Source organism: Kocuria sp. CPCC 205235, assembly GCF_040980905.1.
In the GTDB taxonomy this organism is placed as follows: domain Bacteria; phylum Actinomycetota; class Actinomycetes; order Actinomycetales; family Micrococcaceae; genus Kocuria; species Kocuria carniphila.
Window position 1 is genome coordinate 64816 of record NZ_JAVKPR010000014.1, and the last position, 16527, is coordinate 81342.

At 66.0% G+C, this 16527-nt stretch carries 11 protein-coding genes; 4 read left to right on the forward strand and 7 right to left on the reverse strand.

The features are described 5' to 3' along the window. Nucleotides 1-122: 122 nt before the first annotated feature. The 4 genes from RF638_RS10730 to leuS form a co-directional block, all read right to left on the reverse strand. Nucleotides 123-2684, reverse strand: a complete 2562-nt coding sequence (locus RF638_RS10730) for a ComEC/Rec2 family competence protein (RefSeq protein ID WP_129699334.1) — start codon at nt 2682-2684, stop codon at nt 123-125. Beyond that, complete coding sequence (locus RF638_RS10735) at nt 2681-3652, reverse strand: helix-hairpin-helix domain-containing protein (RefSeq protein ID WP_368842005.1); 972 nt, start codon at nt 3650-3652, stop codon at nt 2681-2683. The genes RF638_RS10730 and RF638_RS10735 overlap by 4 nt, the downstream gene beginning before the upstream one ends. A gap of 78 nt (nt 3653-3730) precedes the next feature. Then, the gene (locus RF638_RS10740) at nt 3731-4711 is read right to left on the reverse strand and encodes a DegV family protein (RefSeq protein WP_368842006.1); all 981 of its coding nucleotides are present in this window, start codon (nt 4709-4711) and stop codon (nt 3731-3733) included. Further along, nucleotides 4711-7254 (reverse strand): leucine--tRNA ligase, encoded by a 2544-nt coding sequence (gene leuS / locus RF638_RS10745; protein ID WP_095798004.1) that lies wholly within the window; start codon nt 7252-7254, stop codon nt 4711-4713. The genes RF638_RS10740 and leuS overlap by 1 nt, the downstream gene beginning before the upstream one ends. Before the next feature lie 124 nt (nt 7255-7378). Here leuS and RF638_RS10750 point away from each other — a divergent pair, with 124 nt between their 5' ends. From RF638_RS10750 to RF638_RS10760, 3 genes are read left to right on the forward strand one after another with little or no spacing between them, the layout of a single operon-like run. Then, nucleotides 7379-8491 (forward strand): alpha/beta fold hydrolase, encoded by a 1113-nt coding sequence (locus RF638_RS10750; RefSeq protein ID WP_368842007.1) that lies wholly within the window; start codon nt 7379-7381, stop codon nt 8489-8491. Then, nucleotides 8488-9588, forward strand: a complete 1101-nt coding sequence (locus tag RF638_RS10755) for a glycosyltransferase family 4 protein (protein WP_368842008.1) — start codon at nt 8488-8490, stop codon at nt 9586-9588. The genes RF638_RS10750 and RF638_RS10755 overlap by 4 nt, the downstream gene beginning before the upstream one ends. A gap of 30 nt (nt 9589-9618) precedes the next feature. Beyond that, nucleotides 9619-10935, forward strand: a complete 1317-nt coding sequence (locus tag RF638_RS10760; RefSeq protein WP_368842009.1) for a M1 family metallopeptidase — start codon at nt 9619-9621, stop codon at nt 10933-10935. 24 nt (nt 10936-10959) lie between these two features. Here the strand turns inward: RF638_RS10760 and RF638_RS10765 are convergent, their stop codons facing one another. Then, complete coding sequence (locus RF638_RS10765; protein ID WP_368842010.1) at nt 10960-12459, reverse strand: amidase family protein; 1500 nt, start codon at nt 12457-12459, stop codon at nt 10960-10962. A gap of 37 nt (nt 12460-12496) precedes the next feature. Here RF638_RS10765 and RF638_RS10770 point away from each other — a divergent pair, with 37 nt between their 5' ends. Beyond that, complete coding sequence (locus RF638_RS10770) at nt 12497-12961, forward strand: OsmC family protein (protein WP_368842011.1); 465 nt, start codon at nt 12497-12499, stop codon at nt 12959-12961. Here the strand turns inward: RF638_RS10770 and RF638_RS10775 are convergent. Both RF638_RS10775 and metK read right to left on the reverse strand, forming a co-directional pair. Beyond that, entirely contained in the window at nt 12945-15305 is a 2361-nt protein-coding gene (locus tag RF638_RS10775; protein WP_368842012.1) for a primosomal protein N', read from the reverse strand. The two genes, RF638_RS10770 and RF638_RS10775, sit on opposite strands and share 17 nt — an antisense overlap. Then, nucleotides 15302-16507: a methionine adenosyltransferase gene (metK, locus tag RF638_RS10780; protein WP_368628918.1), complete on the reverse strand. Its 1206-nt coding sequence runs from the start codon at nt 16505-16507 to the stop codon at nt 15302-15304. The genes RF638_RS10775 and metK overlap by 4 nt, the downstream gene beginning before the upstream one ends. Nucleotides 16508-16527: the final 20 nt, after the last annotated feature.

Genomic DNA, 16527 nt, shown 5'->3' on the forward strand with positions numbered 1-16527 from the left:
TGGGATAGCTATCGGGACGCGTCTCATGACTGCGTTCTCGCAGAGTTCCCGTCCCAAGGCACCCTCCTCTGTGGAGCAATGTACCGTCACCACGGAGAGGGGCCCTGGCCGGGGTGGTGTCTTCACCGCGTCGAGACGGAAATGCGGGACCCGTCCTTGCGGATCCAGAGAGAGCCGTTCTGGTCGGTTCTTGCCACAGAGGCTCCACTGTCCTGCAGGGCTTGGGTAATAGTCGGATGCGGGTGGCCGTACGTGTTGTCCTCCCCGACCGAGATGACCGCGAGCGCCGGGTTCACAGTGTCGATGAGTCGGGTGCCGCCGTTGCGGGCACCGTGGTGGGAGACCTTGAGGATGTCGGCCTCGAGTGTGGCAGCATCGGGCTGACTACGAATCAGACGGTTGGCGCCGTCCTCCTCGAGATCACCGGCTGAGAGCCACGTGGTGGTTCCGTTCTCGCCGGTTATCGTGATGCGCAGTGCCAGAGACGCGTTGTTCTCATCTTCGGAACTTGGGGCGGATCGGCGTGCTCCGGATCCCGCCGAAGGTGGCACGGGCCCCAGAACGGTCACCGTGGTCGATCCCAACTCCAGGGTCTCCCCGGGGCGGGGAACCTGAGCTCGGTCAGCGAAGTGTCGAGCGGCCTCCGGGACATCACCGGTCGCGGTCGAGTACCAGACGTGATCCACCGGAAAGTCACCCGCAAGTGCTTCCAGACCGGCGGTGTGGTCGGCGTGGTCGTGGCTGAGGATCACGGCATCCAACCGCTCGATCTTGGCCTGGCGGATACACGAATTCAGGGCCCGTGGTTCGGGCCCGGCATCCACCAGCACTGCGCTGTGTTCCCCCGTGCGGTGCAGGACGGCATCGCCCTGGCCCACGTCGCACACCACCGAATCCCACGCCGGGGCGGGACGTAGCCACCAGATCAGCCCCTGAACGATGAACACCAACGTGGTGACGGCCGCGAGGACGGCGAGCGCGCGGCGTCGTCGGCGGCGTTGGTCGGCGAGTTGCCGCCAGACAGGATCGGGTATGGGAGCGGGCGCGGGCGTCCTCACCACGATCCCGTGGGTGTCGGTGGGGCGTTGGCACCGCGCGTCCAGCCAGTGCAGGGTTCCTCCGGCCGTCACGCTGATGGCGGCGAGCAGGACGATGCCCCAGAGGCCCGGTGGCCACGGCGTGAGTGAGCCCGGTAGACCGGCGAAGAAGTCCGCGATCCAGGCGACCCCGCGGGCCGGCAGAGCGGCGACCGCAAGAGGAAGCTGCGCGGTTCGCTCCCACGCGCCGGTCACGGGATCGGCTTCCAATCCGGGAATCAGCAGGAGAGCGGGCATCAACACCTTGGGGACGACCAGGACACAGACGGCGATGAGCCCGGCCACGGTCGCGACGGGCACCAGCAGTGTGGCCGCCATATTGGCCGGCAGTGAATACGTGGGTAGCGCGGGGTTGAGCAGCAGGAGCACGGGACCGCACCACAGCTGCGCGACGAACGGGATGGCGATGCACAGCGCCACGGGCACCGGCAGCTTCAACGCCAACAGGCGGGCGACGGCGCGGCCGCTCACAACGATTCCCGCGGTCGCGAGCACCGACAGGATGAACCCGAAGTCGATGGACAGCCCCGGTGAGACCAGCACCAGGCCGATCACGGCGGCGCTCAGCGCATTGAGGCTCACCCCGTTGCGGCCGCTGAGCATACTCAGTGCACCAAGCGCACCCATCACTGAGGCTCGCAGCACGGACGGGTCGGGCCCCACGAGCAGGACGAAGCAGCCCAGTGCCAGCAGACCCGCCAGGAGGCACAGTCGCCGCCCGGCCCCCATCGCCAGCGCCACGTATCCGGTCAGGGTCATCACCAGGGCACAGTTCGACCCAGACACCGCCGTGAGGTGCGTCAGTCCGGTGGTCCGCATGTCCTCGGTCAGCGACGGTGAGATCTGCGAGGTGTCCCCCACCGTCATGCCGGGCACCAGCCCCGCCGCGGCGGCCCCGTGGGACAGGCTCAACCGCGCCAGGTCGGCTCGGGCTCTCTCCAGCAGTCCCGGCTCCTGTTCCGTCTCGTTCTGGACCCTCCCCACCACGGGCGCCGACGACGCTCGTGCCGTCAGCTTTGCAGGGCTCGCGGTATCGGTGAGTGTCACCGTGGCGGTCACCTTGTCGCCGTCATCGAGTTCTCGCCAGTCAGGGTGGGTGGCGAAGACGGTGACCTCGGTGGTCTCCAGATCGTTGCCGATCCGTTCCGTGCGTAATGAGACGGCCGTCCCCTCTCCCTCCTCACCCCGACCTGCGAACGACTGGCTCGAGTACGCCATGGGCTTGTCGTTCACCGTGGCGCTCACCCGTACGGTCGACCCGGGCGGATGATCGCTCAGTGCAGCGCGTGCGGGTTGGGTCGTGTTCCACGCTGTCAACACGGCAGCGGCGGCGCAGAGGGCCACGACGGCGAGCGCCCCCGTGACCTCGGTGAGACGCCCGGGTGGGTGGCGGGGGTACGGATGGCCGCCGCGGCGTCGTCGACGGTGCCGAAGACGACGCACTAGGAACAACATCGCACCGGTGACGCCCACACACGCCAGACCGGTCCACGTGGCCGGTGTAACCCCGCCGGTCAGGAACACCATGGAGCACAACCAGGCCGTGACGGCCGACGGGACCAGGCGGAGGTCCCACCGACGATTCATACCGTAACCAGTGGCAACAGGGCGTCGAGCATGGCTGGGCCGATTCCACTCACATCATCGAGTTGCTCGGGGGCGGTGAAGGGGCCCTGTTCGGTTCTGAAATCGATAATGCGTTGGGCGAGGACCGGTCCGACCCGAGGTAGTTCTTCGAGGTCGGCAGCAGTCGCGGTGTTGAGGTTGATCATCCCGCCCGACGCCGCCCCACTCTTCCCAGCGCCGTCACCAGGTACTTTTCCGGCTCCCTCACTCCCCGGTGTCTTTGCAGGGTCGTCCCCCGCCGGTGGCCCGGGTGCGGAACCTGCCGGTTGTCCCGGGGCTTGCACGTCCGCCGCAGTTTGCTTGTTGGGGATCAGTACCTGTTGTCCGTCGGTAACGGGCTGAGCCAGATTGATGCGCTCGGTGATGGCGGCATCTGTGAGCCCTCCGGCGGCTTCCACGGCGTCGATCACGCGAGCACCCGGGGACAACTGCACCACCGCGGGTTTTTTCACCTCACCGACCACGTGCACGGTCAGCGCGGATGAGGGCGCCCCGGCTGGAGTCGCAGAATGCGGGGCGCCGGGACTGGGGGCCGGGCCTGGTGGGCTGGCTGGTGATCCAGCGCCCGATGCCTGCCCCGAATCCTCTGGGGACCCAGAAGCGTCCGCTTCCGCCACCACGGAGGCTTCCGGGTCCGAGCCGCCCGGCAGCAAGGACAGCGCGGAGACCCCGCACACCACGAGCAGCACAGCGATCAGCACCACGACGGCGGGGCGAGCAAAGAACGCCCGCACGGCCACCGGCTCTCGGTGTTGAGGCCCGCCCACTTCGACGGCAGGATCGCGAGCGGACTCGAAGCCCTCTGCATCCAACGCCGCATCCACCGGTCCGTCCGCGCGCTCCGCCACCCCCTCAAGGAGAGCGGATAACCGCTCCGTGGCCTGTTGATCCCGCAGCCGTGCTCGTCCCCGATAATTGACCCCGCTCATGTCCACCAGCCAACCGGCCGGGACGGGACGAACCAATGCTCAAGCCACGGTCAGGGGATCACCGTGGCGGAAAAAGAGTCAGGACTCCGCCGGTGCAGCCCGGTTGCCGTGCGCGATGGGTCGACTCGTCGGGCCCTCCACGATCGCGGCCTTGGTCCCCAACCCCACGTGTGCGCTCAACACCGCGGGCAACTCGCTCAGGATCAGCTGGGCATCCGGGCGGTACCGGTCCACCAGGGTTTCCCCGATCTCCCGAGCGCCATGGGGATCGGACACGTGGTGAATACACAGCACGGGAGTCGACGCCTCGGAGTGGGCCAGCGCATCCCCCACGAGCGTCATAAAGCGGCCGCGCGCCTTGATCGCAGACACCGGCCGCTCGACGGTCACGATCTTGCCCTCGTGGAGGGACAGCAGCGGCTTGATCTGCAGCATGGTCCCGAGCATCGCCGAGGTCGGGTTGATCCGCCCGCCCCGGCGCAGCGTCTCCAGTGAGCTCACCTGGATCAGCACTTGAGCGTCGGAGGCCGCCGCGGAGGCGGCCGCAGCGACGTCGTCGATCCCCTGCCCCGCCAAGGCCGCCTGGACCGCCGCGCGCACGCCCAGGCCCTGCCCGAGTGCGGCGCTGTGGGTGTCCACGAGACGAACGGGGATGCCGATGTCCTGGCGCGCAATGCGTGCCGCACCCAGCGTCCCGGACAGCTCCGCCGACAGATGCACCGAGACGATCGCTTCGAAACCCGCGGCCTGGAACGCCTCGTAGATCTTGCGCAGTTGCCCTGGGGCCGGCCTGGAGGTCGTCACCGACCGACCTTCCGCGAGCGCGATGACCAGGGACGAGAGCATGTCCGCCTCGTCCTCGGTGTAGAGCTGACCGCCGATCAACACGGGCAACTCGACGCTCGCGAAGACCCCGGAGGCCTCGAACTCTGCCTGCCAGGCGGAAGAAAGCGCGGCCGCGTTGTCCGTCACCACCGCGACCTTGGCCCCGGGAACGGGACAGCGCCCGTCCCCCGGCGGAGTTCCGGGTGACGGGCGCTGTTCGCTGGCGGAGTTCATCACACCACGATATTCACGAGCTTGGGCGCGCGCACAATGACCTTCCGGACCGTGGCGTCACCGATGTGGCGCTGGACGGTCCCCGAGGCCAGTGCTGCGGCCTCGAGGTCGGCCTCGGAAATGTCCGCGGCGACTTCCAGGCGATCGCGGACCTTGCCCTTGATCTGGACCACCGCGGTGACCGTGTCGTCCACGAGCAGAGCCTCGTCCACCTCGGGCCACGGTGCGAGCACCACGGAATCCTCGTGACCGAGCGCGTGCCACATGTCCTCGGCGGTGTAGGGCGCCACCAGGGAGAGCAGGATGGCCACGGCCTCCACGGCCTCGCGCACGGCGGGATCATTGGCACCGGGGCCACTGTCGATGGCCTTGCGCACGGCGTTGACCAGCTCCATGGTGCGGGCGATGACCACGTTGAACTTGCCGGAATCCAGCAGCTGCGTGGCGTCGGCAATGGTCCGGTGGGTCACGCTGCGCAACGCCTTGTCACCGGCGGAGAAGTCCGCATCCGGGCCGGCGGTGCTGTCCTGGGCCAGACGCCACGCGCGGGCCAGGAACTTCTGCGAACCCTGCGGGGACACGTCCGCCCAGTCCACGTCGTCCTCGGGCGGGGAGGCGAACACCATGGTCAGGCGCACGGCATCCACACCGAAGGCGTCCAGCTGTTCGCCCAGGTCCACACCGTTGCCCAGCGACTTGGACATTGCCTTGCCACCGTTGAGCACCTGGCCCTGGTTGAGCAGCGCCTTGAACGGCTCCTGGAAACCAATCAGGCCAAAGTCGTAGAGGGCCTTGGTGAAGAACCGGCTGTACAGCAGGTGCAGGATCGCGTGCTCCACACCGCCCACGTACTGATCCACGGGCAGCCAACGGTCCACCTCGTCACGATCGAACGGGGCGTTCTCGTCATTGGGCGAGGCGAAACGCAGGTAGTACCAGGACGAATCCACGAACGTGTCCATGGTGTCGGTATCGCGCTTAGCGGGCCCGCCGCACTCGGGGCAGGTCACATTCACCCAGTCCGACGCCGCCGCGAGCGGGGACTGTCCCTTGGGCGAGAGTTCCTCGCCGCGCAGGTTTTCGGGCAGTTTCACGGGCAGCTGGTCCTCGGGGACCGGCACCTCGCCGCACGCCTCGCAGTGAATGATGGGGATGGGTGCGCCCCAGAAGCGCTGACGGGACAGCAGCCAGTCACGCAGCCGGTAGTTGATGAAGCGCTCGCCGGTACCGGCCTCGCGCACGATGTCGATGGCCTGGGTGATGGCCTCAGCCTTGGGCAGACCGTCCAGCGGACCGGAGTTGACCAACTGGCCGTCACCGGTGGTGGCCACGCCGGAGACGGCGGGGTCTTCTTCACCGGTGTCCACGACCACGCGCACGGGCAGATCGAATTCGCGGGCGAAGTCCAGGTCACGCTGATCGTGGGCGGGCACGGCCATGATCACGCCGGTGCCGTAGTCGGCCAGCACGTAGTCCGCGGCCCACACCGGCAGCTTCTCGCCATTGAGGGGGTTGACCGCGTAGCGGCCCAGGAACACGCCGGTCTTGGTGCGGTCGGTGGCCTGACGGTCGATGTCCGAGAGCGCTTTGATGTTCTCCTGGTATTCCTCCAGGGACGCCCGGTGCTCGTCGTCGACGATCTCACCGGCAATTGCGGCATCCGCGGCGACCACGCAGAACGTGGCGCCGTAGAGGGTGTCCGGTCGGGTGGTGAACACAGTGACGGTGCGACCGGAGGCGTCGGAGGCATCCGCACCCTCGGCCGGGGCGCCCTCGATCACGAAGTTCACGTGCGCGCCCTCGGAACGGCCGATCCAGTTGCGCTGCATGGCCAGCACGCGCTCGGGCCAGTGGCCCCCCAACTCCTTCATGTCGTCCAGGAGCCGGTCCGCGTAATCGGTGATCTTGAAGTACCACTGGTTCAGGGATTTCTTGGTCACCGGCGTATGGCAACGCTCGCACAGTCCGTTGACGACCTGTTCGTTGGCCAGCACGGTCTGGTCCGTGGGGCACCAGTTGACCGGCGAGTCCTTTCGGTAGGCCAGGTTGTGCTTGTAGAACTGCAGGAACAGCCACTGGGTCCAGCGGTAGTACTCGGGATCCGAGGTGTGGATCTCCCGCGTCCAGTCCGCACTGATCGCGTAGCGCTGGAAGGACTTCTTCTGCGTGTCGATGTTGCGGTAGGTCCACTCCGCCGGGTGGGTGTTCCGCTTGATCGCGGCGTTCTCCGCAGGCAGACCGAAGGAGTCCCAGCCAATGGGGTGCATCACGTCATAGCCGCGGTGCTTCCAGTAACGGGCCACCACGTCGCCCATGGCGAAGGCTTCCGCGTGACCCATGTGCAGGTCACCGGAGGGGTAGGGGAACATGTCCAGCACGTAGCGCCGGGGCTTGGAACCGTCGTCGAGGGGCTTGTACACCTGCTGTTCGTCCCAGAACTGGGGCCAGGCGGCCTCAATTCGCTGGACGTCGTACTCGGTTCCCGTCTCCGGGGTGTTCTGCGCGCTCACGTGCCTCGCCTTCACATCACATTGTTGAGTCATTCACGCGCCGCCCTGACCGGCGGCAACCGCTGGCATGGTGATTCCACGCGGAATGACATGGGGATCTCTCGCCAGTTTAGACCAGCACCGCAACTGCGGCGTGCTCCCGGGCCGGACGGTTACCATGGACCCGCTGCTCGCCCATGACTTGGAGGTCACCGTGGATAATCCGTACGCCGAACGTCGCAGCGTTCAACTGGACGGATACAAGGTCAGGTACTGGTTCTACGACGCCGACAAACAGCACAAACCGCTCATCGTCATGTTTCACGGTTTCCGCGGGGACCACCACGGTCTGCAACTGATCGCCACCGAGCTGCGTGATAAGTACCACGTGGTCGTGCCCGATCTGCCGGGTTTCGGTCGCTCGGAACCCTTCCCGGCGCGTGAACACAACATCCCGAACTACGTGGACTTCGCACGGGACTTCATCACGGCTCTGACCGATGGTGCGGTGTCCCCGGACAGCGGCAGCGGCATCGTTGTGGTCGGCCATTCCTTCGGCTCCATCATTGCCTCGCACTTCGCTGTCGATTACCCGTCCATGGTGCAGCGGCTCGTGCTCATCAACCCGATTTCAGAGCCGGCCCTGGACGGCCAGCACAAGGGGCTGACCAAACTCACCGAGTTCTACTACGGTGTGGGCAAGAAGCTGCCCCGCGCGTTGGGCTCCAAGCTGCTGTCCTCCGGGTCCGTGGTGAAGCTCATGACGGATGTGATGGTCAAGTCCCAGGACCCCGAGGTCAAGAAGTACGCACTGCGCCAGCACGAGTCCTACTTCTCGACCTTCGCCAACCGCGATGTCCTCCACGAGGCGTACCAGGCGTCCGTTTCCGGCACCGTGGCCGAGGTCGCCATGCAGCTGACCATGCCCACCCTGCTGATCGTGGGTGCCGAGGACGATCTGGGTTCCGTGCAGTCCCAGGAGACCATGGCCTCCTGGATCCGCAGCCACCGCCTGGAAATCATTCCGGAGACCGGCCACCTGATCCACTACGAGGCCCCGGTCCTCGCGGCCGAGTACATTAATGATTTCCTTTCCTCTCCCGCTCCGGAGCCCCTGGACGTTCACGACCAGCTACCGCTCGCGGACACCACCGAGTCCACGCCCGACCAACTCACCGGCATGACCCCGATCATTCGCCAGGACCAGCTCGCCCGCGAACAAGCCGCACAGCAGGCCTTCCGCGAGCGCCGCGACCGTGACGACCGCAGTGCCGGTGATGAGCACCCGTGAAGTTCCTTTTCGACGCCCGCTACATCCGCACCGACCACCACGACGGCATCAGCCGCTACAGCGCCGAGCTCCTCACTGCGCTGGCCGAACTGACCCGTGACGATCCCCGAGTCCGCTTGGCCGCGCTGATCAGCGACCCCGCCCAGCTGGAGCATGTCCCTGAACTCCCCCACCTCACCGGGCCGTCGGTGACCTCACCCGCCGAAGTTCTCGCCTCGCTTGAGCTCAATCGTTACCGCCCGGACGTGGTCTTCTCCCCCATGCAGACCATGGGTTCGCTGGGCCGCCGGTACAAGTTGATCCTGACCCTTCACGACCTGATCTACTACGAACATCCCCAGCCGCCCTCGGATCTGCCGCTGCCCATTCAATGGGGGTGGCGGGCCTATCACAAGGCGTGGTGGCCGCAGCGGGTCGCGCTCAACCGAGCCGACGCCGTGGTCACGGTTTCCGAGACTTCTCGCGAGCAGATCCTGGCCCACCGCCTGACCAAACGGGACGTGCGCGTGGTGCCCAATGCGGCGTCGTCGGCGGCGGTGTCCGACGGCGAGGCGCTCGCCAGGCTCGCAACGCGCGGCACGGACCTGCTCTACATGGGTTCGTTCCTGCCGTACAAGAACGTGGAGACCCTGCTGCGCGCGGCCGGGCAGCTGCCCGACCACACGCTGCACGTGCTGTCCCGGATTTCGCCGGCGCGGGAAAAAGCACTGCGTGCGCTCGTGGGCCCCGCCGACAACGTGGTCTTCCACCGCGGTGTGACCGACGCCGAGTACCAAGACCTGCTGTCCTCGTGCGCCGCCCTGCTGACGGCCTCGCGCGCCGAAGGCTACGGCTTACCGCTCATCGAAGCGTTCGCAGCCGGGGCTCCCGTAGTCTGTTCGGACACACCGATTTTTCGGGAGGTGGCCGGCCGCGCCGCAGGGTACGCACCCGCCGACGACGCCGCCGCGTTCGCCACCCGGGTGCGCGAGCTCGCCGATCCGCAGCTCGCACAAGAACGGGTCCTGGGGGGACTGGAACGGGTACGCGTCCATACGTGGGCGGATTCCGCGCGACGGCTCCTGGAGCTCGCGATCGAACTGCATCAGCGCGGTTGAACCGGGCGTCAGTTCCGGGGAAGGAGCACCATGAGTTACTTGGATTCCTACACGCCACAGTCGGGCACGTCCGAGGTGCGCGTCACGCACTACGACCTGGATCTCGACTACGACATCCTGCCCAACACACTGCGAGCGCGAGCCGTGTTGGACGCCCGGGTCCTGGAGGACTGTTCGGCGCTGTCCCTGGACCTTGAGGGGCTGACGGTGGAGCGGGTGCTGGTCAACGGTCAGCCCAGTTCGTTCAAACAGGCGAAGACCAAACTGGTGGTGGACGCTCGCGAGCGATTTTCCGTGGACGAGGCGCTCACGCTTGAGATCCACTACGGGGGAACGCCGTCTCCGGCCTCTGGCGCGTGGGGCGACATCGGGTGGGAGGAGCTTTCCGACGGCGTTCTGGTCGCCGGGCAGCCGGTCGGTGCCGACACGTGGTTCCCGTGCAACGACCATCCGAGTCAGAAGGCGACGTTCCGGGTCACGGTGCTGGTGGACTCCGACTACACGGCGATTTCGAACGGCGAGCTGGTCTCGGTGGATTCTCGCGGTCCGCGCACGGCGTGGACCTGGGAATCCCGCGAACCGGTGGCGACCTACTTGGCCACCGTGCAAATGGGTCAGTACCGGCGCGGGTCCGTGGAACCCGGGTCCTATCCCCCGGCGCGCGTTCCGCTGACGCTGGCCTGCGGTGAACATCTGTGGTCACAGGCTCAGCACGTGTTGGCGAAACAGCACGCGATGATGTCCGTGTTCGAACAACGGTTCGAGGCGTACCCGTTCGGCTACTACGGCGTGGTCGTGACCGACGATGAACTGGAAATTCCGCTCGAATCGCAACCGCTGTCGATTTTCGGCCCCAATCATATGACCGAGTCGTGGGAGTCCGAACGACTCATTGCCCACGAAATGGCCCACCAGTGGTTCGGCAATTCGCTGACCCCGGCCTCCTGGTCCGACATTTGGCTCAACGAGGGCTTTGCCCACTACGCGGAGTGGGTGTGGTCCGAGGCCTCCGGTCGCCGCTCGGCCCACGATGAAGCACGGGCTGCCTACGCGGAGCTGTCCGGGTCGAAACAGAAAGTGGTGATCGGGGACCCCGGGCCGAAGAAAATGTTCGACGACCGTGTCTATGTGCGCGGCGCACTCACGTTGCACGCACTGCGGATGGCCGTGGGCGATCAGACCTTCTTCACGATCCTGCAGCGGTGGACTTCCCAGAACCGGTGCGGCAACGTGACCACGGCAGAGTTCTTCGCGCTGGCATCCGAGGTCAGCGGACGCCCCGTGGAGCCGCTGCTGCATGACTGGCTGTTCGAGAAGAAACTGCCGGCGCTGCCAAAGACGAACTAACGCTTCCCTGAGCGGTGAATTGTCTCAGCGAGGCCCAATCGGCGTGAATGTTCCAGCGTGCGCCTCGATGACGGTGGCTGCATCCAGAAGTGTGTCCTCGTCGAACCGCCTGCCCAACAGTTGTACCCCGGTTGGCAATCCATCGACCACACCCGTGGGCACGGACATGGCGGGAAAGCCCAAAACGGGTATTGCCATCGTGGAGGCCTGAGCGTCCATGAGCCGGCCCATGCTCTCCACGCTGGCGATGTCCGCGTCCTGCTCGAAGGCTTGCTCTGATGAGACCGGCAGGAGAATTAGCGGGTGGGACTCGAGGATCCCGCCGAGTTGACGAATCAGTGTGCCCCGGCGCGCGTAACCAGCAATGAACTGATCAAGACTGGGTTTGTTCCCCCACCATTCCTGGGCGACTGCATAGTAATGCTCGGCGGCCTTTTTCATGCCGTGATCACCGACCTCATTGACCAGAGGCATCGCCAGCCGGAACTCCTCCATACAGAGCAAATACCACAGGCGGTAGGCCTCAGCGAGAACGGGCAACTCGATTTCTTCGACGACATACCCCGCGCTGCGGAGATAGTCTGCGGCCGACTCCAACGATGTATTGACCGCAGAAGAAGGAGTACCAATGCCGAAGTCTCGGACGAGCCCGACACGCGGACGATGCCCGCGGAGTTTGGCAGCTCGTGCACCGGGAACGAATGCCGGATCTCGATGACTGAAATCTTCGAGGGCCTTCATCGCGAGACGAACATCTTCAACACTGCGCGCAAGTGGTCCTTGAACGGCCATGATTTGCACGGACAATGATGAATCAACTTCATCCGACTGGTATGTCTGCGCCACACGACCAACAGTGGGCCTCAGACCAACCACACCGCAGGCGTATGCGGGATACCGCACCGACCCTCCGATATCGTTACCCCCTGCGATCGGCACCATTCCCGAAGCGACGGCAGAGGCCGCCCCGCCACTTGAGCCGCCCGGAGTCCGCGAGGGGTCCCACGGATTGAGCGTCCTGCCGTACAGATCGTTGTTGGTGAACCAGCGGTAGGCGAAGGCCGGAGAGTTACTACGGCCCAAAAGCACGGCACCAGCTCGCCGCAAACTCGCGACGTGAGGACTGTCTTGTTTCGCTACGGAGTCCTTCAACGCCGGAATACCGTCCGTAGTCGCATAGCCCGCTACGTCCGAATTCACTTTGGTGGCAACCGGAACACCATGGAGGGGTCCCATCTCTGCACCGGACGAACGCTGACGATCAGCGGCGTCGGCCAGAGACAGCGCCTCCTCTGGTCGCACCTCAACCAACGCGTTGAGCTGTGGGTTGACGTCTTCGATGCGGCCCAGACAGCTCTCGATCACTTCTCTACTGGAGATGAGCCCTGCGGCGATTGCTCGAGCCAACTCGCTCGCATTCCACTGCCATAGCTGCTCACCCGGATCCGTAGGTACCGTCGGTGAATCGTTGGAAGTCGGGTTGTTTGTCGTCAGTGTCAGTCTCCTTCGCGTGGTGAACCACATTCTGACTCATAACAGTTACCGATGAGATCATGACGTCATGAGCAATCACCAGAACCCCACGCACTCGGTCGAACTGATCCGCACCGCCACCAACCGCTACGTCGCCCGTAATGCGGCCGGTGTCGAGGTCACTTTCGGACGTGGCGACGACCTGATGTCTCCGGTGGAACTGCTCCTGGCCGCCATCGCGGGGTGCTCGTCCATCGACGTGGATACCGTTACCTCGCGCAGTTCCGAGCCCGCGGAATTCAAGGTCGAGGCCAGCGGTAACAAAATCGCGGAGGACAGCGGCGGGAGCCGCTTGGAGGACCTGAACCTCTCCTTCAACCTGTCGTTCCCAGATGACGAGGGCGGGCGCAAGGCCGCCGGTCTGGTCGACCGACTGGTGAAGCTCTCGCACGACAAGTACTGCACCGTCTCACGCACGGTAGAACACGGAACCCCCGTGGCGTTCGAGACCGACGTCAACCTGGGTGGCGGCCCAACTACAACAGGTCAGTGATATCGCAGCGCACATTAACCACCGCGTGCTCGCGCAGCGCGGAGGCACGGGCCTTCTCGGCCCGCAATGCCGCAGTGATGCGCGGAGCGATCCCGAAGCCGAAGAACAATAGCGCCCGGTACTGCGGCTCATCCTCGGTCGCGAGGCCGGCCAGGGTCCCCGGATCGCCCTCGTCGGACCAGCCACCCACCTGATCTTTCATGGGCGCGGGGCCTACCACGTTGACCTGCGACGGCAGGTCGAGGTCGCGCAGGGTTGCGGTCAGCGCGTCCCGCGGGCCGGTGAGGGCTGCGGTCCGTACTGCTGGTGGTAGGCCCAGCTCGTGACGTTCCTGCAGTTGACGATAGGCGTGGCCCGACGGGTCCCAGCGAACCAGGGCACCCACCGCCTGATCATGGTCAGCGGTCACGACCACGGTCCCACCCTTCGATGAAGACCGCACGAGTGCCGCCGCATTGAACCAGCGCCGCAGGGTCTGTTCCTCGGCGCGCAGCCACGGCCGCGCCAGCATCTCGTTGCCGTCCAACAGCAGGGCCGCCGCGTAGCCACCCTCGGCGACCGGTTCCGCGCCGGGGGTCGCCACGACCAGCGCGGGCTCGGAGCCCACATTTGCTCGGACATGTTCGGCACTCGAAGAAATGACGGGAACCTGCGGGAACGCGCGCCCCAGCTCCTCGGCTGTGCGCAGCGCCCCGACCTTGCTCAGCCGCAGGCGTTGAAAACCGCATTCCTGACACTGCCAGCCGTGGGCGTTGCGACCACACCACGTACACACGGGAGCCTCGCGCCCCGAACGCAGCGACAGCGATCCCCCGCAGCCGCGGCAGCGGGCGGGTGTCCGGCAGCGCTCGCAGGCCACGAATGGCGCATAGCCGCGACGAGCAACTTGAACTAACACCGGTCCACGAGTCAGTGCCTGCTGAGCCACCCGGAACGCCTCGTGCGGCAGCCTCGCTCGCGCGGCCATGGGATCGCGCGACAGATTGAACGAGTCCGATGTCGCCTCGACCCTCGGTGAGTGCGTGCGCAGGGTCGCACGCTCGGGACGCAGGTGGGCCGCCCAGCCCGTGGTGATGAGACGCTGCGCTTCCGGACTCACGCTGTAACCCGTGAACAACGCCGCCGTGTCTTCCTGCTGGGCGCGCAACAACAACACGTCTCGCGTGTGCTGATACGGCGCGCGTTGCTCCACATAGCTTGTGTCACCGTCGTCATGACAGCACACCAGGCGCAGATCGTGAACGGGTGCGTAGGCGGCGGAACGCGTGCCGATCGCCAAGCGTTTGTAGCCCAGGGACAGCTCCATGTAGCCCCGGTATCGCGGCGTTGGGCCGTCGTCGGCGTGCAGTCGCACCACGCGGTCAGATCCCACCAGCGATTCGAGACCCGCTGCCAGGCGCTCGAGCGACTTGTAGTCGGGCACCACGGCCAAGGCGCCGTGCCCGGCCTCGTAGGTGGCGGCCATGGCGGAGGCCGTCAGGAGGGCCCAGTCGTGGTCCTCCGGGGACGGCAACACTTCGACCACAGCTCGGGCCGGAGCTCCCTCCGTGGCCGCGGTGAGCCACTCGGGGCCGCCGTCGTAGTAACGCCAGAGTTCACGAGGCACGGTGACCGGCGCGTCGGGCTCCTCCCCCGCCGACGTCGCTGGGTCGGGTTTCTCCGCGTCGGTCGCCTCGGTAGTTTCGGCCGCATTGTCGACGTCGCCCGAAGGCTTCACGTCTTCGGCATCCGACGGCCCGAGCTCGCCGGCTTGGGGATCGCCGTGCGCCACGTTGGCGGCGTCGGCGTCGTGTTTGGTCGTATCGCCCGTTGCCGGTATCGCCTCGGATTCTTCGGCCGCAGCCGCCTTCCGGCGCGCCAGCATTTCCTTGTCGATACGGGCCACTCGCGGTGGCACGGCTACCCGCAGGACGTCCGACACGGTTCCGGCAGAACGGGCGGCCACGGCCTGAGCCAGCTCCACGATCCCCGGCTTGAGCACGGGCAACGGAGAAAGGACCTTGCGGATGCTCAAGAGACGACCGGTCACGTCGGACTCGGCAACGCGGTCCACGATCCATCCGGTCATCAGGCGGCCGGAGAAAGGAACGGAGACCTTGGCACCCACCACGGCGTCCGGGTCGAGACCGGCGCTCACGCGGTAGTCGAAGAGCCGATCAAGGTGGGGAACATAGGCGTCCAACAACACCTTGGCAATGGGGTTTTCGGGTGCCGGGCCTTCAGCCCCCACCGGAAGGTCAGATTTCTTGGGTGCGGGTGAAGGTTCGGGCAACCCGTCCAGGGAGAGTTGCTCCGGGGCGGCGTCCGGGTCGGGAACTGCCCCCGGCCCGGAACGCTCGCTCACAGTCCCGCGGCGGAACGCAACGCTTCGACGCGGTCGGTGCGCTCCCAGGTGAAATCGGGGTCAGTGCGGCCGAAGTGACCGTGCGCCGCGGTCTTGGCGTAAATGGGGCGCTTGAGGTTCAGGTCCTCGATGATGGCCAACGGTCGCAGGTCGAAGACCTCCAGGATGGCCTTCTCGATGCGCTGCGGGTCCACGGTCTCGGTGCCGAAGGTCTCCACGTACAGACCCACCGGGTGCGCCTGACCAATCGCGTACGCGACCTGCACCTCGGCTCGGCGCGCCAGACCCGCTGCCACCACGTTCTTGGCGACCCAGCGCATGGCATACGCGGCGGAACGGTCCACCTTGGACGGGTCCTTACCGGAGAACGCACCGCCGCCGTGGCGGGCCATACCGCCGTAGGTGTCCACGATGATCTTGCGGCCGGTCAGACCTGCGTCACCCACGGGGCCACCGCGGACAAAATTGCCGGCGGGGTTCACGATGATCTTGGTGTTGGACAGGTCCAGGCCGGAATCGGCGAGCACCGGGTCGATCACGGACTGAGAGATGTCGGTGGCCAGCTGATTCAGGTCATATCCCTCGGCGTGTTGCGAGGACACGACCACGGTTTCCACGGACACGGGAGTGTGCCCGTCGTAGCCCAGGGTCACCTGGGTCTTGCCGTCCGGGCGGAGGTTCGGCAGCACGGCCGTCTTGCGCACGCGGGTGAGCTGCTCGGACAACCGGTGGGCAATGGAGATCGGTGCGGGCATGAGCACGTCGGTCTCGTCCGACGCGTAACCGAACATCAGGCCCTGGTCCCCGGCGCCCTGAATGTCACGCGGATCCTTGGCCACACCGGAACGGCTCTCCAGGGAGTTGTACACGCCATCGTGGATTTCACTGGACTGCTCGCCAACGCTGATCGACACGCCGCAGAACTCGCCGTCGAAGCCGTGCACGGACGAGTTGTAGCCGATGTCCAGGAGGCACTTGCGCACGATGTGCGGGATCTCCACGTACGCCTTGGTTTTGACTTCACCGGCCACGTGAACCAGTCCGGTGGTCACCATGGTCTCCACGGCCACCGAGGACTCGGGATCCTCGGTGAGCAGGGCGTCCAGGATGGAATCCGAGATCTGGTCACAGATTTTGTCCGGGTGTCCCTCCGTCACTGATTCGGAGGTGAAAATTCTCAGGTGGGGGCTAGATTCGGTCACCGTCCAAGACTACCCGTCCA

Coding starts and splice junctions, on each gene's coding strand:
- leuS (WP_095798004.1), bottom strand. CDS start 7,254: ATGACTCAACAATGTGATGTGAAGGCGAGGCACGTGAGCGCGCAGAAC.
- RF638_RS10770 (WP_368842011.1), top strand. CDS start 12,497: ATGAGCAATCACCAGAACCCCACGCACTCGGTCGAACTGATCCGCACC.
- RF638_RS10760 (WP_368842009.1), top strand. CDS start 9,619: ATGAGTTACTTGGATTCCTACACGCCACAGTCGGGCACGTCCGAGGTG.
- RF638_RS10730 (WP_129699334.1), bottom strand. CDS start 2,684: ATGAATCGTCGGTGGGACCTCCGCCTGGTCCCGTCGGCCGTCACGGCC.
- RF638_RS10740 (WP_368842006.1), bottom strand. CDS start 4,711: ATGAACTCCGCCAGCGAACAGCGCCCGTCACCCGGAACTCCGCCGGGG.
- RF638_RS10765 (WP_368842010.1), bottom strand. CDS start 12,459: ATGTGGTTCACCACGCGAAGGAGACTGACACTGACGACAAACAACCCG.
- RF638_RS10735 (WP_368842005.1), bottom strand. CDS start 3,652: ATGAGCGGGGTCAATTATCGGGGACGAGCACGGCTGCGGGATCAACAG.
- RF638_RS10750 (WP_368842007.1), top strand. CDS start 7,379: ATGGACCCGCTGCTCGCCCATGACTTGGAGGTCACCGTGGATAATCCG.